This window comes from Streptomyces liangshanensis (assembly GCF_011694815.1).
GTDB classification, from domain to species: domain Bacteria; phylum Actinomycetota; class Actinomycetes; order Streptomycetales; family Streptomycetaceae; genus Streptomyces; species Streptomyces liangshanensis.
On record NZ_CP050177.1, the window covers coordinates 2,892,396 to 2,910,245 of the forward strand.

Sequence of the window (17,850 nt, forward strand, 5' to 3'; positions counted from 1 at the left end):
TTGTGGTACGGGGGTGCTCCCCCGGGCCGGGCGGGCCGCGTTCCGTGGGCGGTGGCTCGTGCGCACCTGCCGCCGCGACGGTGACGGAACGCCGTTGAATGACAGGGCCTGTGGCCACCTCGGCGTCCAAGGGGCCCGTCACCGGGCACCAGTCCCCCGAGCCCCGGCCACAAGTCCCCCAGCTCCCTAGCCCCCCATCTCCCCCCATCCCCAGGTACAAGTACAGCTACAGGTACAGGCGCCGGTTCCGGCGCGAGGAGGTAGAGCCCCGTGCAGCAGGACCCCACCGTGCAGCAGGACGTCGTCACGCGCGCCAAGACCTGGCTGGCCGAGGACCCGGACGCGGACACCCGTGCCGAACTCGCCGCGCTCATCGACGCCGCCGACCTGGACGCCCTGACCGAACGCTTCTCCGGCACGCTCCAGTTCGGCACCGCCGGTCTGCGCGGCGAGCTCGGCGCCGGCCCCATGCGGATGAACCGCGCCGTGGTCATCCGGGCCGCGGCCGGCCTCGCCGCGTACCTCAAGGCGCGCGGGGAGGGCGGCGGGCTGGTGGTCGTCGGCTACGACGCCCGGTACAAGTCCGCCGACTTCGCCCGCGACACCGCCGCCGTGATGACCGGCGCGGGCCTGCGCGCCGCCGTACTGCCGCGCCCGCTGCCGACCCCCGTGCTGGCCTTCGCCGTCCGGCACCTCGGCGCGGTCGCCGGGGTCGAGGTCACCGCCAGCCACAACCCGCCCCAGGACAACGGCTACAAGGTCTACCTCGGTGACGGCTCCCAGATCGTGCCGCCCGCCGACGGCGAGATCGCGGCCGAGATCGCCGCCGTCGGTCCGCTGGCCGGCGTGGCTCGGCCCGAGGACGGCTGGGAGATCCTCGGGGACGACGTCCTGGACGCGTATCTCGCCCGTACGGACACCGTCCTGACCCCCGGCTCACCGCGGACGGTGCGGGTCGTGCACACCGCGCTCCACGGCGTCGGTACGGAGACGCTCCTCGCGGCCTTCGCGCGCGCCGGCTTCCCCGCGCCGACCCTGGTCGCCGAACAGGCCGACCCCGACCCGGCGTTCCCGACGGTGGCCTTCCCCAACCCGGAGGAGCCCGGTGCGATGGACCTGGCGTTCGCGACGGCGCGGCGCGCACGGCCCGACCTGATCATCGCCAACGACCCGGACGCGGACCGGTGCGCGGTGGCCGTGCCCGACGAGCACGCGGAGGACGGCGCGGGCTGGCGGACGCTGCGGGGCGACGAACTGGGCGTGCTGCTCGCGGCGCACCTCGTCGACAAGGGCGCGACCGGCACGCTGGCCGCCTCGATCGTCTCCTCGTCCCTGCTCGGCCGCATTGCGGAGGCGGCGGGGCTGGGGTACGAGGAGACGCTGACCGGCTTCAAGTGGATCGCGCGCGTCGAGGGTTTGCGGTACGGGTACGAGGAGGCGCTCGGCTACTGCGTGGACCCCGGCGGCGTACGCGACAAGGACGGCATCACGGCCGCGCTGCTGGTGGCGGAGCTGGCGTCCGAGCTGAAGGCCCAAGGCCGTACGCTCACCGACCTGCTGGACGACCTCGCGCTCGCGCACGGCCTGCACGCGACGGACCAGTTGTCCGTACGGGTCACGGACCTGTCCCTGATCACCGACGCGATGCACCGCCTGCGGGCCGACCCGCCGGTGGCGCTGGCCGGGCTGGACGTGGTCACGGCGGAGGACCTGAACGAGGGCGCGCGGGGGCTGCCGCCGACGGACGGGCTGCGTTACGTCCTGGACGGCCCGGGGAGCCGGGCGCGGGTGGTGGTGCGGCCCAGCGGCACGGAGCCGAAGATCAAGTGCTACCTGGAGGTCGTGGTGGGGGTGCCCTCGCGGGACGACCTGGGGGTGGCGCGGGCGGCCGCGGCACAGGTGCTGGCGTCCCTGAAGCACGACGTCGCGCTGGCGGCGGGCCTGGCGTAGGGGTCCCCGTCCGCCCGTCCCCGTCCGTCCGCCCGTCCGCGCCCGCCCGTCCCCGTCCGCCAGGTGCCGCGCTCGGGGTGAACCTCTCCCGCTCGCGAAACGTTTCCAAGGTGAGGCTTATCCCGTTTTGGCAGAGAGGCGAACTCATGGCACGCATCCTGGTCGCGTCCGTCCCGATCCCCGGTCATGTGGGGCCGCTGCGCAGGATCGCGGCGGATCTGGCGGGCCGAGGTCATGACGTGACGTTCGTCACCGGCTCCCAGTTCGCCGACTCGGCGGAAGCCGCCGGGCTGCGGTTCGTCGCCCTGTCGGGGATCGCGGACTTCGGGCCGGAGCGACAGGCCGAGGTCTACGCGGGCCGGGGCGCGCTCCGGCCGGGTCCGGAACAGTTGGACTACGACTTCGTCAAGGTGTTCTACGAGCCCGTGTCCGAACAGCACGCGACGCTCCAGCGCGTGCTGGCCGAGGCGCCCGGTGAGCCGACCGTGGTCCTCACCGACCAGTCCTTCATGGGGCACTGGCCGGTCCGGCTCGGCGCCCCCGGTATCAGGCCGGCGGCCTTCATCGGCATCGGCGTGGTCCCGCTCTCGCTGAACAGCGTGGACACCGCCCCGTTCGGCTTCGGGCTGCCGCCGGACAGCTCCCCCGAGGGCCGCGCGCGCAACGCGGAACAGAACAGCATGGTCGAGGGCATGTTCGCCCACTCCACGGGAGTACTGACCGGCATCCTGCGTGACCTGGGCGCCGACGCCGACACGATGCCGTTCCCGATGAACGCCATCGCGGCGCTCCCCGACCGTTTCCTCGAACTGGCCGTCGAAGGAGTCGAGTACCCGCGCAGCGACCTGCCGCCGGGCGTGCGCTTCGTCGGCTCGCTGCCGGCGGAACTCCCCGGGGACCTGTCGCTCCCGGAGTGGTGGGACGACGTCCTGGCGGCGGAGCGGGTGGTCGTGGTCACGCAGGGCACCACCGCCAACCGGGACCTCACCCAGCTGATCGAGCCGGCCACCCGGGCCCTGGCGGACCTGGACGCGCTGGTCGTGGTCACCACCGGCCGTCCCGACGCCACCCTCGCCGGGCTGCCCGCCAACGTCCGCGTGGCGGACCACATCCCGTACGCGGCCCTGTTCCCGCACACCGCCCTCCTGGTCACCAACGGCGGTTACGGTGCCTGCCTCCAGGCCCTCGCCCACGGTGTCCCCCTCGTGATCGCGGGGCAGAGCGAGGACAAGATCGAGGTCTCGGCGCGCCTGGCCTGGAGCGGCGCGGCGGTCAACCTGGCCACCGAGACGCCCGGTGAAGGTGATGTGCGCACGGCCGTGGACACCGTCCTCAAGGACCCCCGTTACCGCGAGCGCGCCAGGGAACTCCAGGCCGAGAGCGCGCGGCACGACGCCTTCGAGGAGATCGCGCACGCCGTCGAGGAGGTCCTGCACACCACGGGGTGAGGAGCCCGCGTCACGGGGGGCCACGCCAGACGAGGAGCATGTACGCCCCGAACCAGGCCGAGGCCACCACCGCCGAGGACACCACCACCCACGCCACCGGCCGCCGCGTACGGGCCACCGCGACCGCCACCGGCAGCAGCAACGGGAAGCCCGGCAGCAGGAAGCGGGCCCGGGGGAAGTACACCCCTCCGCTCCCCAGCACCACCACCAGCAGCACCCCCGTGAACACCAGCAGCACCCGCGGCTGGCGATCCGCCGCGCACACCAGGTACAGCGCGGCGGACGCCAGCAGCACCCCCGACACCACGACCAGGAACAGCTGCGGCCTGGTCTGGTACGCCAGCAGGTGGCGCAGTTCCCGTACGGTGTCGGCGCCCCCGTCCCACTGGTTGCGCCACAGCCGCTGCACCGCGAAGTACCCGTCCCAGCGGCCGACCCGCCACCCCACCCACGCGACGAAGGCCAGCCACCCCGCCGGCGCCAGCAGCGCCCCGATCCACGCGTCCCGCTCCCGGGTACGCCACCACGCCACGCCCGCGACGACGGCCACCGCCACCCCGACCGCGATCCCCGTCGGCCTGGTCAGCCCCGCGAGCGCGGCGCACGCCCCGGCCGCCACCCAGCGTTCCCGCAGCGCCCAGTACAGCGCCCAGGCGGTGAGCGCGGTGAACAACGACTCGGTGTACGCCATCCACTGCACCACCGCCACGGGCAGCGCGGCCCACAGCACGACCAGCACCACACCGGTCCGGGGCCCGTGCAGCAGGTCCCCGACGGCGAAGATCCCCCAGGCGGCGACCAGCGAGAACCCGGCGGCCAGCACGAGCGCGACCGAGGCGCGGGAGCCGGGGGTGACGGCGGCGACGGCCTTGACGAGGCCGGGATAGAGGGGGAAGAACGCGAGGCTGTTGGAGTCCATCGCCGTGCCGAGCGCCGTCGCGTAGCCGTGGTCGGCGATCCTGAGGTACCAGCGCGAGTCCCACGACCCGGCGAGCGTCGGCCACACGCCGTGCCCGCGCAGACGGGCCCACCGCGCGAGCACGAGCAGACCGAGCAGGCGGACGCCGAGGTAGGCGAGGAGCGCGGGGGCGGCGCGTACGCGGATCCTGACCCGAGCGGTGGGGGCGGGCGCGGCGGTGGTGGGGGTCGCGGTAGGGGGCACGGCGACCCTTTCTCCCGTACGGGGCGGGGAGAAGGCCGGGTCCGGCGCGCCTGTCGTCCGGGGTTCACCCGTACGGGGCCGGGTGCGGGTCCCCCGCCGACCGGGCCGCTGTCGCCCGTCAGCCCGTGGCGAGCAGCACGATCAGGACCACCAGACCCGCCAGCGCGGGGGCGATCACCTCGTACGCCCACCGCGCGACCGCCTCGCCCTGGGCCGACGCCCGCGTCCCGCCCCGCTCGGCGAGCTCGCGGAGTTCGACGACCGTCTGGTCGGCCTGGGCCATCCGCGCCTTCGTGTCGTTCACGTCGGCGGAGACGGACGTCACACCGTGGGGATCGTCGTGCGCCGACCGCGCCTGCCGCCGCGCCACCCTCTTCCGCTGCCGCAGCGACACCGGCACCGCCCACAGCTGGAACTTGCCGCCGCCCTCGGTGAAGACCTCGGCCGAGTACCCGGCCCGGATGTCCCGCACCGCCGCCCACGGCACCGTGATCAGCCGGAACGGGTTCCTGACGCGGAGCCGGTCCTCACCGGCGAAGACGGCCGGGCGCAGGGTGAACGCGATGACGAGCGGGACGACCAGCAGCAGCCCCGCGAGCGCGAGCCACGGGGTGCGGCCGGTGCCGTTGATGAGCGCGTCCCCGCCGAGCCAGACGGACAGCAGGAGCAGCATCACCCCGCCCGCGACCCCGCCCCCGGACCGGTAGACACGGTCGGCGTAGGTCGGCTCGGAGGGCTGGTCGGTACTCGTCATACCTTCGATTCTGCCGTACGCCGAAAAACCCCGCCCCGACCCCCGCCGCCGAACGGGCTTGGTTTGCGCGTCGGCCGGTCGCGCGGGCGCGGCTCACCGATGTCCTCAATCGCCGGACGGGCTTGAGAGGGTTGCGGTCAGGCCGTGACGGTTGCGGTCAAAGACGTCCTCAATCGCCGGACGGGCTGGATGTGGTCAGGGCCCGTTGCCCGTGCGGGTCAAGGATGTCCTCAAACGCCGGACGGGCTGGATGGGGCTCGGGCCCGTTGCCCGTGCGGGTCAAAGATGTCCTCAAACGCCGGACGGGCTTGATTTGTTTGGGCGTGCGCCTGGAAGGGGGGCGGGCAGGGGTCGTGTCCGGAACGTAGAGCGTGTTTTGTGTCGCGTGACGGGGGTTAACGGGACAGCAGGGTGAGCGCGACGTAAAACATGCAGTGCAGGACACGACCCCTGACCGACCCCCGGCGACAACCCGAGGATGGCCACCGGGCCGCAGCGGCACAATCAAGCCCGTCCGGCGATTGAGGACACAAAACAGCAACCCGCAGCCCCCGCCAAGGGCCACCCCTCTGTACACACCGCTACGCGCGTAGATATGCTCCCCTGGTGACCATGCCCAAAATCACCCCCGACCCGGCCACCCACGCGTTCGCCGACATCACCGCCTCCGACCGCTCGTTGCGCAGCTTCCTGCACGGGCTGCCCGGTGTCGACGCCGTCGGGCTGGAGGCGCGTGCCGCGTCGCTCGGTACGCGTTCGATCAAGACCACGGCCAAGGCGTACGCCATCGACCTGGCCATCTCCATGATCGACCTGACCACCCTGGAAGGCGCGGACACCCCGGGCAAGGTCCGGTCGCTCGCCGCCAAGGCGCTCCGGCCCGACCCGACCGACCGCACCGCGCCCACCACGGCCGCGCTCTGCGTCTATCCGGACATGGCCGCGACGGCCGTCGCCGCGCTCGCCGGTTCGGGGGTGAAGGTGGCGTCCGTCGCCACCGCGTTCCCGGCTGGCCGGGCCTCGCTGAGCGTGAAGCTCGCGGACACCCGGGACGCCGTGGCGGCGGGGGCCGACGAGATCGACATGGTCATCGATCGCGGCGCGTTCCTCGCGGGCCACTACCTCAAGGTGTACGAGGAGATCCGCGCCGTGAAGGAGGCCGCCGGCGCAGCCCGCCTCAAGGTCATCTTCGAGACCGGCGAGCTGTCCACGTACGACAACATCCGCCGCGCCTCCTGGCTCGGGATGATCGCGGGCGCGGACTTCATCAAGACGTCGACCGGCAAGGTCGGGGTGAACGCCACTCCCGCGAACACGCTGCTGATGCTGGAGGCCGTCCGCGACTTCCGGGAGCGGACCGGGGTGCAGATCGGCGTGAAGCCGGCGGGCGGGATCCGTACCAGCAAGGACGCGATCAAGTTCCTGGTGCTGGTGAACGAGACCGCCGGCGAGGACTGGCTGGACAACCACTGGTTCCGCTTCGGCGCGTCCAGTCTGCTGAACGACCTGCTGATGCAGCGTCAGAAGCTCAGCACCGGCCGGTACTCCGGCCCCGATTACGTCACGGTGGACTGAGGCAGAGATGGCATCCGAGAACGTGGCACACACGAACGCACCCACGGGCGCGCCCAAGAAGGCGGACGCCTTCGCGTACGCCCCCGCACCCGAGTCCCGCTCCCTCGTCGACATCGCGCCGAGCTACGGCCTGTTCATCGACGGCGAGTTCGGCGACGCGGCCGGCGGCAAGGTCTTCAAGACGGTCAGCCCCTCCACCGAGGAAGTGCTCTCCGAGGTCGCCCAGGCGGGGGCCGAGGACGTGGACCGGGCGGTCGGGGCGGCCCGCAAGGCCTTCGAGAAGTGGTCGGCGCTGCCGGGCTCCGAGCGCGCCAAGTACCTGTTCCGTATCGCCAGGATCATCCAGGAGCGCTCGCGCGAACTGGCCGTCCTGGAGACGCTCGACAACGGCAAGCCCATCAAGGAGACGCGCGACTTCGACCTCCCGACGGTCGCCGCGCACTTCTTCTACTACGCCGGCTGGGCCGACAAGCTCGGGCACGCGGGGTACGGGGCCGATCCGCGCCCGCTCGGGGTCGCCGGGCAGATCATCCCGTGGAACTTCCCGCTGATGATGCTCGCGTGGAAGATCGCCCCGGCGCTCGCCACCGGCAACACGGTGGTGCTCAAGCCCGCCGAGACCACGCCCCTGTCGGCCCTCTTCTTCGCGGACATCTGCCGCCAGGCGGGGCTGCCCAAGGGGGTCGTGAACATCATCACGGGGGACGGCGCGACCGGCGCGGAGCTGGTGGCGCACCCGGACGTGAACAAGATCGCCTTCACCGGTTCCACGGGCGTCGGCAAGGCCATCGCCCGGCAGCTGGCCGGCACGGACAAGCGGACCACGCTCGAACTGGGCGGCAAGGGCGCGAACATCGTCTTCGACGACGCGCCGATCGACCAGGCCGTCGAGGGCATCGTCACCGGCATCTTCTTCAACCAGGGGCAGGTCTGCTGCGCCGGTTCGCGCCTCCTCGTCCAGGAGTCCGTCCACGACGAGGTGCTGGACGCGCTCAAGCGCCGGCTGTCGTCGCTGCGCATCGGTGACCCGCTGGACAAGAACACGGACCTCGGCGCGATCAACTCCGCCGAACAGCTGGCCCGTATCCGGGCGTTGGCGGAGACGGGTGAGGCGGAGGGCGCGGAGCGCTGGTCGCCCGCGTGCGAACTGCCCTCCGCGGGCTACTGGTTCGCGCCCACGCTCTTCACGAACGTCACGCAGGCGCACACCGTCGCCCGCGACGAGATCTTCGGCCCGGTGCTGTCCGTCCTGACGTTCCGTACGCCCGAGGAGGCCGTCGCCAAGGCCAACAACAGCCAGTACGGGCTGTCCGCGGGCATCTGGACGGAGAAGGGTTCGCGCATCCTCGCCGTCGCGAGCAAGCTCCGGGCGGGCGTCGTCTGGGCCAACACGTTCAACAAGTTCGACCCGACCTCGCCCTTCGGCGGCTACAAGGAGTCGGGTCACGGCCGCGAGGGCGGCCGTCACGGCCTGGAGGCTTACCTCGATGTCTGACGAGCGACTGTCCGTCCTCAAGACCTACAAGCTGTACGTCGGGGGCGCGTTCCCCCGCAGCGAGAGCGGCCGGGTGTACGAAGTGACGGATTCCAAGGGCGCGTGGCTGGCGAACGCCCCGCGGTCGTCCCGCAAGGACGCGCGGGACGCGGTGGTCGCGGCCCGCAAGGCGTTCGGCGGCTGGTCGGGCGCGACCGCGTACAACCGCGGCCAGGTCCTCTACCGCGTCGCCGAGATGCTGGAGGGCCGCCGGGGCCAGTTCGCGCAGGAGGTCGCCGCGGCGGAGGGGATCTCCCGGTCCAAGGCGGCGGCGCTGGTCGACGCGGCGATCGACCGCTGGGTCTGGTACGCGGGCTGGACCGACAAGATCGCCCAGGTCGTGGGCGGCGCGAACCCGGTCGCGGGGCCGTACTTCAACCTCTCGACCCCGGAACCGACGGGCGTGGTGACCGTCCTGGCCCCCCAGGCGTCGTCGTTCCTGGGCCTGGTCTCCGTCCTCGCGCCGGTCATCGCGACCGGCAACACGGCGGTGGTCGTGGCGAGCGAGGCGTCCCCGCTGCCCGCGCTGTCGCTGGGCGAGGTGCTGGCGACCTCCGACGTACCGGGCGGTGTGGTGAACATCCTGTCCGGCGGGACGGCGGAGATCGCGACGCCCCTGGCCGCGCACCAGGACGTCAACGGCATCGACCTGACGGGCGCGGACGCGGACCTGGCGAAGGAGCTGGAGATCGCGGCTGCGGACAACGTCAAGCGCGTCCTGCGCCCCCGCGCCGACGACTGGTCCACCGACCCGGGCACCCGCCGCCTGACGGCGTTCCTGGAGACGAAGACGGTCTGGCACCCCACAGGCAAACTCGGGACCTCGGGCGCCTCGTACTGACCCCGACAGCCGCGCGAAGGCCCTGCCGTCCCTCCTTCGAGGGATGGCAGGGCCTTCGCGTGCACCGTACTGCCGGGCTTGCGATTCTGTGTGGATGACAGCCCCTGTCGGCCGCACCGACACCTACGCCCTGACGGAAGCCCGCACGAACTTCGGCGCCTTGGTAAGGCGGGTGGCACTCGCCCACGATCGAATCGTGGTCACCGACCGCGGTCACGTGTCCGCGGTACTGGTCAACCCCCAAGACCTGGCTGACCTTGAGGACTCGCTCGCCATCGCCGAGTACCGACAGAGCGTGGCCGATGGAACGGCACGATTCGTCACGCACCAGGACCTCAAACGCCAGCTCGGGCTGACTGACTAGCACGCCGCCCGTTCACCCGCTCACCCCGTCAGCACCCCCGCCACCGCCCCCGCCACCGGGAGGTCCTTGATCGCGCCGCCGCTGGTGACCGGGGCCGTCAGGCGGGCCGTCGAGACCGGCTTGAAGTCGGCGATCTGGGTGCCGACCGCGTTGTCCAGCGGGTCCACGCCCGTCCCGGCCAGCGGGTCCAGTTTGAGGCTCGTGATCGGGCCCACCGTATGCGTCAGGGACCCCGTGAGGCCCTTCACCGCCGCCGAACCGGCCCCTGCCAGCGGCGTGTCGTCCGAGGCGGCCACGGGCGCCGCGGCCGGTGCCGCGTCGGCCGCCGCGCCCGCCAGGCCGAGGGCCGCACCGGCCGCCGTGACGGTCAGACCGGCGCGCAGCAGCGCGCGGCGCGGAGAGGTGTGAGCTGCGTGACGTGCCATGGGAGTTCCTGCCTGGCCGAGCGGGGTGCGTCGGCCCAGTGAGTTGCGTGACCGGAAGAGCACTCAGCGTAGTTGACCGGCCCTCCCCGACACCAACAATTCACCCCGAACCCTCCCCGGGGATCCTCTTCGTCGGCCCGTACGCCAGACTGATGTCCCGTGAGCCCTCAACCGCACCCGACCAGGGTCGTGCTGCTCGCCGGCCCCTCCGGCTCCGGCAAGTCGTCCCTCGCCGCCCGCGCGGGACTGCCCGTGCTGCGCCTCGACGACTTCTACAAGGAGGGCGTCGACCCGACGCTCCCGCTGGTCCCCGGCAGTACGGACATCGACTGGGACTCGCCGCTGTCCTGGGACGCGGAGGCCGCCGTCGCGTCGATCGTGGAGCTGTGCCGTACCGGCCGGACGACCGTGCCCGTCTACTCGCTCGCGACCAGCTCGCGCGAGGACACGGAGGCCTTCGGCCTCGGCGGGGCGCCGGTGTTCGTCGCGGAGGGCATCTTCGCCGCCGAGATCGTCACCCGCTGCCGCGAGCTGGGCGTCCTCGCGGACGCGCTCTGCCTGCGGGGCCGCCCCTCCACCACGTTCCGCCGCCGCCTGCTGCGCGACCTGCGCGAGGGCCGCAAGTCGGTCCCGTTCCTGCTGCGCCGGGGCTGGCGCCTGATGCGCGCGGAACGCGGCATCGTGGCCCGCCAGACGGCCCTGGGCGCGTACCCCTGCGCGAGGGCCGAGGCGCTGGAACGTATCGAGGCCGCGGTGGCGGGAACGACCGTGGCGGAGACAGCCGTGGAAGCGGTGGCGGGGACGACGGCGGGAGCCGCTCCCGTTCCGGCCCAGTCCGCGACCGGCTCCGTGGCCTCGTCCGCCCCCGCCGCCGGCGGCCGTTGAGCGGCGCCACCCCCGCGCGCGCATGACGAAGCGGCCCGTACAGGACCCCCCGGACCTGTTCGAGCCGCTTCGCCTTTCCCCCCGTGCTTCCCCCCATTCCCCGCCGTCTCCCCCCGGGACGACGGGCCCAGCTTCCCCCTGCTGCCCTCAGGCGACCAGCTCGCCGAAGGACTCTTCCTCGTCACGGCCGAAGCTGAGGACCTGGTCCTCGCGCAGCCGGCGGAGCGACCGCCAGATGCTCGACTTCACCGTGCCGACACTGATGTCGAGGATGTCCGCGATCTCGGGATCGGTACGGCCCTCGTAGTAGCGCAGCACGAGCATGGTGCGCTGGGTCTCGGGGAGGCGGGAGAGCGCCTGCCAGAGGACCGCGCGCAGTTCCGTGCCGCGCATCGCGTCGGTGTCGCCCGCCGTCTCCGGCAGCTCCTCCGTCGGGTACTCGTTGAGCTTGCGCCTGCGCCAGGCGCTGATGTGCAGGTTGGTCATCGTGCGGCGGAGGTAGCCCCCGACCGCCGCCTTGTCGCTGATCCGGTCCCAGGCGCGGTACGTGGAGAACAGCGCGCTCTGGAGCAGGTCCTCCGCCTCGAACCGGTCGCCGGTCAGGTGGTAGGCGGTGGCGTACAGGGAGGCGCGGCGCTCCTGGACGTAGGCGGTGAACGCGGCTTCCGCGTTCTCCTTCTCCGCCGGGCCCCGCCGTTCCCCCGTGCCCTCCCCGTACGCCGTTCCCCCGTCGCCCGAACCCCCGTTGGCGCCCTCGACCACGTCGATCAGCGTCATGTAGGGCGAGGTCCTGCCCTGACGCCCGGCGCCGCGCACGCACCCCCGCCCGTTCACGGCGCCGGACTTCTCGGTGCTCCGCGTGACGTCGTGGAGACGCGTGACAACTGCGCTTGAGGTGGTGCCGTGCAGTGCGTTCATCTCGCGCCCCCCGTCGGTTGGAGTCTGTTCTTTTCCCTGTGCCAATGAGATTGCCGGGGCAGTTTCATGGACCTGTCCGCCGACTGTCACAGGCCTGTCACAGGGGTCGTGGCGGACCGCGAAACGAGGGTCGGGACAGTGGGAGCGCTCCAACTGTCGAACTCCGGTCCCCCCATGGGACAGAATGGCCTCCGTGCCTTTCCTGTTGCTGATCGAGGACGACGACGCCATCCGCACGGCCCTCGAACTCTCGTTGTCACGCCAGGGCCACCGTGTGGCCACCGCGGCGACGGGAGAGGACGGCCTGAAGCTGCTGCGCGAGCAGCGCCCCGACCTGATCGTGCTGGATGTGATGCTGCCCGGGATCGACGGTTTCGAGGTGTGCCGTCGCATCCGGCGTACCGACCAGCTGCCGATCATCCTGCTGACCGCCCGCAACGACGACATCGACGTGGTCGTCGGCCTGGAGTCCGGCGCGGACGACTATGTCGTGAAGCCGGTGCAGGGCCGGGTGCTGGACGCCCGGATCCGCGCCGTGCTGCGGCGCGGGGAGCGTGAGTCGACGGATTCCGCGTCGTTCGGCTCCCTGGTGATCGACCGGTCCGCGATGACGGTCACGAAGAACGGCGAGGATCTCCAGCTCACGCCGACGGAGCTGCGGCTGCTGCTGGAGCTGAGCCGCCGGCCGGGGCAGGCGTTGTCGCGGCAGCAGTTGCTGCGGCTGGTGTGGGAACACGACTACCTGGGTGACTCGCGTCTCGTGGACGCGTGTGTGCAGCGGCTGCGGGCGAAGGTCGAGGACGTGCCGTCCTCGCCGACGCTGATCCGTACGGTGCGTGGCGTGGGCTACCGGCTGGACGCCCCTTCGTGAGTGGCGTGGCGGTGGGGCACGGCCCGGACGGCGCTCCGGTGGACGACGGCGCGGGTGGCGCGCCGGGCGGCGGCCCGCGCGCCGCCGTGGACGGCGTGGCCGGCGGACCGGGTGACGCGCCGGATGGCGGCCCGGGTGACGGCGGTACGGCGGACGGCGGCGCGGCCAAGGGCCGGCCGGCCGGGAGCCGGGTCGCGCGCGGCAGCGCCGCGAAGAAGGCGTTCATGGCCGGGCTGCGCTGGACCAGCCTGCGGCTGCGGCTCGTCGTGGTCTTCGGCGCGGTCGCGCTGACGGCGGCGGTGTCGGCGTCGGGCATCGCGTACTGGCTCAACCGCGAGGCGGTGCTGACCAGGACGCAGGACGCGGCCCTGAAGGACTTCCGCCAGGGGATGCAGAGCCGCGCGGCGGACCTGCCGCTGCGGCCGCAGCAGAGCGAACTCCAGAGCACCGCGGAGCTGATGGCGGGCGACAGCCCCGGTTACAGCGTCCTGCTGATCGGCGAGCGGGCCCAGGGGAAGCCGATCGTGGGCGCCTCGGACCCGGACACCTTCACCCTGGACGACGTACCGGCCTCGTTGCGGAACGCGGTGAACCGGCAGCAGAAGGTGACGTCGGGCAACCAGTACCCGTTCCACCTCTTCTGGCAGCGCACGGAACGCAACGGGACTCCGTACCTGGTGGGCGGTACGCGCGTGATCGGCGGCGGCCCTACCGGCTACCTGTACAAGTCCCTGGACCAGGAGCGGGCGGACCTCAACTCGCTCGCCTGGTCCCTGGGCATCGCCACCGCGCTGGCCCTGGTCGGCTCGGCGCTGCTCGCGCAGGCCGCCGCCACGACCGTGCTCAAGCCGGTGCAGCGGCTCGGCGAGGCGGCGCGGCAGCTCGGCGAGGGGAAGTTCGCGACGCGGCTGCGGGTGTCGGGGACGGACGAGCTGGCGGAGTTGTCGCGTACGTTCAACAGCGCCGCGGAGTCGTTGCAGAAGAAGGTCGCGGACATGAGCGCGCGGGAGGAGTCCAGCCGCCGTTTCGTCGCGGACATGTCCCACGAGCTGCGCACTCCGCTGACGGCGCTGACCGCCGTGGCGGAGGTCCTGGAGGAGGAGGCGGACAGCCTCGACCCGATGATCGCGCCGGCCGTGACGCTGGTGGTGAGCGAGACGCGCAGGCTGAACGTGCTGGTGGAGAACCTGATGGAGGTCACCCGCTTCGACGCGGGCACGGCCCGGCTGGTCCTGGACGACGTGGATGTCGCCGACCAGGTGACGGCGTGCATCGACGCGCGGGCGTGGCTGGACGCGGTGGACCTGGACGCGGAGCGCGGCATCGTGGCGCGGCTGGACCCGCGCCGGCTGGACGTGATCCTGGCCAACCTGATCGGCAACGCGCTCAAGCACGGAGGTTCGCCGGTGGGGGTGGCGGTGCGGACGGAGGGTGAGGAGCTGGTGATCGAGGTACGGGACCACGGGCCCGGCATCCCCGAGGACGTCCTGCCGCACGTCTTCGACCGGTTCTACAAGGCGAGCGCGTCCCGGCCGCGCTCCGACGGCAGTGGCCTGGGGTTGTCGATCGCGATGGAGAACGCGCACATCCACGGCGGTGACATCACCGCGGCGAACGTGCCGGACGGCGGCGCGATGTTCGTCCTGCGGCTGCCGCGGGACGGCTCCAGCACCGCGGACGCGGACCTGGACCGCAATCGCGAGCTGGAGCGGGAACGCGGAGAGGAAGGGGACGTACGGTGACGCGCGTGAGCCGTACGGCCAGGGCCAGGGTGGCGGTGGGGGTGCTCGTCCTCGCGTTCTGCGCCACGGCGTGCGGGATCAGGACCACGTCGGTGCCGGTGGACGCCGGGCCCGCGCCGTCGCGGATGCCGTGCGAGGTGCCGCAGAAGGCCGTGATCACGCAGTCCTCGCCGGGCGTGCCGGTACGTGTCTACCTGGAGTGCTCGTCGGAGCTGGTGTCCGTGGAGCGGGCCGCGCGGATCCCGGCGGAGAGGACCCCCGACAGCCGCGCGCTCATCGCGCAGGCGCTGCTGGACGAGTTGCAGGCGCAGCCGTCGGCGGCCGAGCGCGAGGCCGGTTTCACCACGGAGGTGCGGGGGCCGCTGGTCGTGTCCCCGGGGCGCGCCGCCGATCCGGCGGGCACGCTGCGGCTGAGCCGCCAGCCGGAGGACCTGCCGACGGCCGCGCTCGCGCAGATCGTCTGCACGCTCGCGGAGAGCGAGGCGACGGACGGGAAGGTCGTGCTGGGCGGTCCCGGCGACTATCCGCCGCGCGGCTACGTGTGCGCGGCGGAGACGAAGACGCGGCCGGACGCGGCCGTACCGACGCTGGGGCCGGGCACGGCTTCCCCGTCCGTACCGGCGGCGGGTTCGGGGACGGCCTCCCCGTCGGCTTAGGACGGCGGGCGGGCGGTACGGGGCGTTCGGGTGATCCGGGTCTCAACCGGCTGTTCACAGGTGGGGGGCGGAACCGTTCGTCGCGGGCGCGGCGTCTTGGGATGCGTGCGCCAAGGCCCGGACGGCAGTGCCGTCATCCGTATCCGTACGGCGGGGCTCGTTCTCCTCGTCACGCATCTGTTGGTCGTGGCATGGCTGACGCTCCGCCCGCTCGACGTCATGTGGGTCACCGCGGCGAATCTTCGCCCCTTCGCGGGCATCAGAGCGGATCTCGCGCTCGGCCCCGTGGAGGCGTTCCGCCGTATCGCCGAGGGGCTGCTCCTGCTGGCCCCGCTCGGGGTGCTGCTGCCGGTGGCGGGCGGCCGGCTGGCCGTCTCCCCGTGGGCCTCCCTGGCCCGTACGGTCGCGGCCGGCGCGCTGATCTCGCTGGCCATCGAACTGCTCCAGACCGGCGTCCCTGGTCAGGTGGTCGACGTGGACTCGCTGATGCTGAACACGGCCGGGGTGGCCCTCGCGCATCTGGCGATCGTGCCCGCGACCCGGTCCCGGATGCGCCGCAGGAGGCGCTCGCACCCCACGGGTGGCCCCGCGTCCCAGGGGGACGACCAGGTGCCCCTCCCGTGGGAGGAGGCTCCTCAGGGGCCGACCCCGACGATTCCCAGGGTCGGCATGGCCCCCTAGAGCGAGGCGCGGACCCCGCCTCCGGGCGCACCATGGAGAGAAGGGGAGCTGCACGGACAGACTCCCGAACGGTCTCGCGAAGGAGCTCATCATGGCCGCATTGGTCCGCCCCCGAGAGGGACGCATGATCGGTGGAGTGTGCGCGGCGCTGGCTCAGCGCTTCGGCACCTCCGCGACCACGATGCGTGTGATCTTCGTGGTCTCGTGCCTGCTGCCGGGCCCCCAGTTCCTGCTGTACCTGGCGCTCTGGGTGTTCCTGCCCGGCGAGAAGCGCGGCGGTACGACGACTGCCTGGTGACGGTCCGCCGTCACATACGCGAAAGGGGCGCACACCCCGAACCACGGGTGTGCGCCCCTTTCGCGCGCGGTGCGCGGGCGGCGTCCGCCTCAGATCGCGGCGCCCTTGACCGGGAGGCCGCCGAGGAGACCCGCGGCCGGGCCCGCCTGGATCGCGCCGAGGGCGACGGGAGCGGTCTGCTGGATGGTGGTGAGGGCGCTGCGACCCGCGACGAGCGCGCCGTCGACGCCCATGGGGAGCTGCTCGGCGATGTCCTCCGACGGAAGCGTCTGGGAGACGAGGTCCAGCGCGCCTGCGGCGTCGGGCACCGACGGGGCGGCGGAGGCGCTGCCCGCGGCGGCGGTGGCGGCGAGGGCGGCACCGAGGGCGGCGACACCGAGAGTCTTGACAGCGGACTGCTTCATCTGGGTTTTCGTCCTTGGGGAAGGGGGAATGTGAGCGGCTCTGCAAGGTAGCCATCGCGCACGTCGCCCGCAAACACCGGGGCGCCACCGGAATTCTGTGTTCCCGGTGGCGCCCCGATGCCCGTACTTCCGCGATTCGGACGGCGGACTAGCTGGTCACAGCGGTCTGCTTGAACAGCCATTCGGATTTCAACTCGGCGTATCCGGGCTTGATCACGTCGTTGATCATGGCCAGTCGTTCATCGAAAGGAATGAATGCTGATTTCATCGCATTGACTGTGAACCACTGCATGTCGTCGAGCGCGTAGTCGAACGCGTCGACCAGCAGCTCGAATTCACGGCTCATGCTCGTCCCGCTCATCAAGCGGTTGTCCGTGTTGACGGTCGCGCGGAAATGCAGCTTCCGCAGCAGCCCGATGGGGTGCTCGGCGATCGAGGGGGCCGCGCCCGTCTGGAGGTTGGAGCTGGGGCACAGCTCCAGCGGGACACGCTTGTCCCGTACGTACGCGGCCAGGCGCCCGAGGGTCACCGCGCCGTCCTCGGCGACGTCGATGTCGTCGATGATCCGCACCCCGTGGCCGAGGCGGTCGGCGCCGCACCACTGGAGGGCCTGCCAGATGGACGGGAGCCCGAAGGCCTCGCCCGCGTGGATCGTGAAGTGGTTGTTCTCCCGCTTCAGGTACTCGAAGGCGTCGAGGTGGCGGGTGGGCGGGAAGCCCGCCTCCGCGCCCGCGATGTCGAAGCCGACGACGCCCGAGTCCCGGTAGCTGTTGGCCAGTTCGGCGATCTCCAGGGCGCGGGCCGCGTGCCGCATGGCGGTGAGCAGGGCGCCGACGCGGATGCGGTGGCCGTTCTCGCGGGCCCGCCGCTCGCCTTCGCGGAAGCCCGCGTTGACGGCCTCGACGACCTCTTCGAGGGTGAGGCCGCCTTCCAGGTGCTGCTCGGGGGCGTAGCGGACCTCTGCGTACACCACGCCGTCCTCGGCCAGGTCCTCCGCGCACTCGGCGGCGACCCGCACGAGCGCGTCACGGGTCTGCATGACGGCGCAGGTGTGGGCGAAGGTCTCCAGGTAGCGCTCCAGCGAACCCGAGTCGGCGGCCTCGCGGAACCAGAGCCCGAGCTTGTCGGACTCCTGCTCGGGCAGCGACGTGTAGCCCACCTCGCGGGCGAGGTCGATGATCGTGCCGGGGCGCAGCCCGCCGTCCAGGTGGTCGTGGAGAAGGACCTTGGGGGCGCGGCGGATCTGGTCGGCTGTGGGCGGACGGAAGGTCTGGCTCGTCATCCCCGCACTCTAACGCCTACGCGCGTAGAGTGTCCGGGGTCGATACGTAACAGTGACCGT

At 72.3% G+C, this 17,850-nt stretch carries 18 protein-coding genes; 12 read left to right on the forward strand and 6 right to left on the reverse strand.

What is annotated here, in order from left to right; all coding sequences use genetic code 11:
• The first annotated feature begins 288 nt into the window (after positions 1 to 288).
• Positions 289 to 1,950 carry a phospho-sugar mutase gene (locus HA039_RS12280; RefSeq protein WP_167036658.1) on the forward strand — a complete coding sequence of 554 codons (1,662 nt, stop codon included), beginning with the start codon at positions 289 to 291 and terminating at the stop codon, positions 1,948 to 1,950.
• 146 nt (positions 1,951 to 2,096) lie between these two features.
• Positions 2,097 to 3,398: a glycosyltransferase gene (locus tag HA039_RS12285; protein ID WP_167028083.1), complete on the forward strand. Its 1,302-nt coding sequence runs from the start codon at positions 2,097 to 2,099 to the stop codon at positions 3,396 to 3,398.
• 10 nt (positions 3,399 to 3,408) lie between these two features.
• Here the strand turns inward: HA039_RS12285 and HA039_RS12290 are convergent, their stop codons facing one another.
• Positions 3,409 to 4,560: a hypothetical protein gene (locus HA039_RS12290; RefSeq protein ID WP_425086333.1), complete on the reverse strand. Its 1,152-nt coding sequence runs from the start codon at positions 4,558 to 4,560 to the stop codon at positions 3,409 to 3,411.
• Positions 4,561 to 4,678: 118 nt separating this feature from the next.
• Positions 4,679 to 5,314 (reverse strand): PH domain-containing protein, encoded by a 636-nt coding sequence (locus HA039_RS12295; protein ID WP_167028086.1) that lies wholly within the window; start codon positions 5,312 to 5,314, stop codon positions 4,679 to 4,681.
• Positions 5,315 to 5,926: 612 nt separating this feature from the next.
• Here HA039_RS12295 and deoC point away from each other — a divergent pair.
• The 4 genes from deoC to HA039_RS12315 all read left to right on the forward strand — a co-directional run bounded on the left by deoC (position 5,927) and on the right by HA039_RS12315 (position 9,628).
• On the forward strand, positions 5,927 to 6,889 hold the full coding sequence (deoC, locus tag HA039_RS12300; RefSeq protein WP_167036663.1) for a deoxyribose-phosphate aldolase: 963 nt from the start codon (positions 5,927 to 5,929) through the stop codon (positions 6,887 to 6,889).
• Positions 6,890 to 6,896: 7 nt separating this feature from the next.
• Positions 6,897 to 8,384 (forward strand): aldehyde dehydrogenase family protein, encoded by a 1,488-nt coding sequence (locus tag HA039_RS12305; RefSeq protein WP_167028089.1) that lies wholly within the window; start codon positions 6,897 to 6,899, stop codon positions 8,382 to 8,384.
• The gene (locus tag HA039_RS12310) at positions 8,377 to 9,264 is read left to right on the forward strand and encodes an aldehyde dehydrogenase family protein (protein ID WP_167028092.1); all 888 of its coding nucleotides are present in this window, start codon (positions 8,377 to 8,379) and stop codon (positions 9,262 to 9,264) included. Before HA039_RS12305 ends, HA039_RS12310 begins: the two co-directional genes overlap by 8 nt.
• A 94-nt stretch (positions 9,265 to 9,358) precedes the next feature.
• Entirely contained in the window at positions 9,359 to 9,628 is a 270-nt protein-coding gene (locus HA039_RS12315; protein WP_167028095.1) for a type II toxin-antitoxin system Phd/YefM family antitoxin, read from the forward strand.
• 20 nt (positions 9,629 to 9,648) lie between these two features.
• Here the strand turns inward: HA039_RS12315 and HA039_RS12320 are convergent, their stop codons facing one another.
• On the reverse strand, positions 9,649 to 10,053 hold the full coding sequence (locus HA039_RS12320) for a hypothetical protein (RefSeq protein ID WP_167028098.1): 405 nt from the start codon (positions 10,051 to 10,053) through the stop codon (positions 9,649 to 9,651).
• Positions 10,054 to 10,212: 159 nt separating this feature from the next.
• On the opposite strand from HA039_RS12320, the gene HA039_RS12325 reads away from it, so the two are divergent.
• Positions 10,213 to 10,938: a uridine kinase family protein gene (locus HA039_RS12325; RefSeq protein WP_243869383.1), complete on the forward strand. Its 726-nt coding sequence runs from the start codon at positions 10,213 to 10,215 to the stop codon at positions 10,936 to 10,938.
• A 147-nt stretch (positions 10,939 to 11,085) separates the two neighbouring features.
• On the opposite strand, the gene HA039_RS12330 is transcribed toward HA039_RS12325, so the two are convergent.
• On the reverse strand, positions 11,086 to 11,856 hold the full coding sequence (locus HA039_RS12330) for a SigE family RNA polymerase sigma factor (protein ID WP_167028101.1): 771 nt from the start codon (positions 11,854 to 11,856) through the stop codon (positions 11,086 to 11,088).
• A gap of 193 nt (positions 11,857 to 12,049) precedes the next feature.
• Between HA039_RS12330 and afsQ1 the strand changes: the two genes are divergently transcribed.
• From afsQ1 to HA039_RS12355, 5 genes are all read left to right on the forward strand, one after another.
• On the forward strand, positions 12,050 to 12,727 hold the full coding sequence (gene afsQ1, locus HA039_RS12335; RefSeq protein WP_161312356.1) for a two-component system response regulator AfsQ1: 678 nt from the start codon (positions 12,050 to 12,052) through the stop codon (positions 12,725 to 12,727).
• Positions 12,625 to 14,469 carry an ATP-binding protein gene (locus HA039_RS12340; RefSeq protein ID WP_425086334.1) on the forward strand — a complete coding sequence of 615 codons (1,845 nt, stop codon included), beginning with the start codon at positions 12,625 to 12,627 and terminating at the stop codon, positions 14,467 to 14,469. Before afsQ1 ends, HA039_RS12340 begins: the two co-directional genes overlap by 103 nt.
• A gap of 5 nt (positions 14,470 to 14,474) precedes the next feature.
• Complete coding sequence (locus HA039_RS12345) at positions 14,475 to 15,125, forward strand: hypothetical protein (protein ID WP_243869385.1); 651 nt, start codon at positions 14,475 to 14,477, stop codon at positions 15,123 to 15,125.
• Positions 15,126 to 15,230: 105 nt separating this feature from the next.
• On the forward strand, positions 15,231 to 15,806 hold the full coding sequence (locus HA039_RS12350; protein WP_167028106.1) for a VanZ family protein: 576 nt from the start codon (positions 15,231 to 15,233) through the stop codon (positions 15,804 to 15,806).
• A gap of 91 nt (positions 15,807 to 15,897) precedes the next feature.
• Positions 15,898 to 16,104 carry a PspC domain-containing protein gene (locus HA039_RS12355; RefSeq protein ID WP_167028109.1) on the forward strand — a complete coding sequence of 69 codons (207 nt, stop codon included), beginning with the start codon at positions 15,898 to 15,900 and terminating at the stop codon, positions 16,102 to 16,104.
• A gap of 89 nt (positions 16,105 to 16,193) precedes the next feature.
• Here the strand turns inward: HA039_RS12355 and HA039_RS12360 are convergent, their stop codons facing one another.
• Together HA039_RS12360 and HA039_RS12365 are read right to left on the reverse strand one after the other, a co-directional pair.
• Entirely contained in the window at positions 16,194 to 16,508 is a 315-nt protein-coding gene (locus HA039_RS12360) for an ATP-binding protein (protein WP_167028112.1), read from the reverse strand.
• 148 nt (positions 16,509 to 16,656) lie between these two features.
• On the reverse strand, positions 16,657 to 17,790 hold the full coding sequence (locus HA039_RS12365; RefSeq protein ID WP_167028115.1) for an adenosine deaminase: 1,134 nt from the start codon (positions 17,788 to 17,790) through the stop codon (positions 16,657 to 16,659).
• Between the last annotated feature and the right edge of the window lie 60 nt (positions 17,791 to 17,850).

What these genes read in the sequence shown, in the direction of transcription:
- HA039_RS12295 (WP_167028086.1), bottom strand. Translation starts at nt 5,314, where the DNA reads ATGACGAGTACCGACCAGCCCTCCGAGCCGACCTACGCCGACCGTGTC.
- HA039_RS12330 (WP_167028101.1), bottom strand. Translation starts at nt 11,856, where the DNA reads ATGAACGCACTGCACGGCACCACCTCAAGCGCAGTTGTCACGCGTCTC.
- HA039_RS12355 (WP_167028109.1), top strand. Translation starts at nt 15,898, where the DNA reads ATGGCCGCATTGGTCCGCCCCCGAGAGGGACGCATGATCGGTGGAGTG.
- HA039_RS12310 (WP_167028092.1), top strand. Translation starts at nt 8,377, where the DNA reads ATGTCTGACGAGCGACTGTCCGTCCTCAAGACCTACAAGCTGTACGTC.
- HA039_RS12365 (WP_167028115.1), bottom strand. Translation starts at nt 17,790, where the DNA reads ATGACGAGCCAGACCTTCCGTCCGCCCACAGCCGACCAGATCCGCCGC.
- HA039_RS12360 (WP_167028112.1), bottom strand. Translation starts at nt 16,508, where the DNA reads ATGAAGCAGTCCGCTGTCAAGACTCTCGGTGTCGCCGCCCTCGGTGCC.
- HA039_RS12315 (WP_167028095.1), top strand. Translation starts at nt 9,359, where the DNA reads ATGACAGCCCCTGTCGGCCGCACCGACACCTACGCCCTGACGGAAGCC.
- HA039_RS12305 (WP_167028089.1), top strand. Translation starts at nt 6,897, where the DNA reads ATGGCATCCGAGAACGTGGCACACACGAACGCACCCACGGGCGCGCCC.
- deoC (WP_167036663.1), top strand. Translation starts at nt 5,927, where the DNA reads ATGCCCAAAATCACCCCCGACCCGGCCACCCACGCGTTCGCCGACATC.
- HA039_RS12320 (WP_167028098.1), bottom strand. Translation starts at nt 10,053, where the DNA reads ATGGCACGTCACGCAGCTCACACCTCTCCGCGCCGCGCGCTGCTGCGC.
- HA039_RS12285 (WP_167028083.1), top strand. Translation starts at nt 2,097, where the DNA reads ATGGCACGCATCCTGGTCGCGTCCGTCCCGATCCCCGGTCATGTGGGG.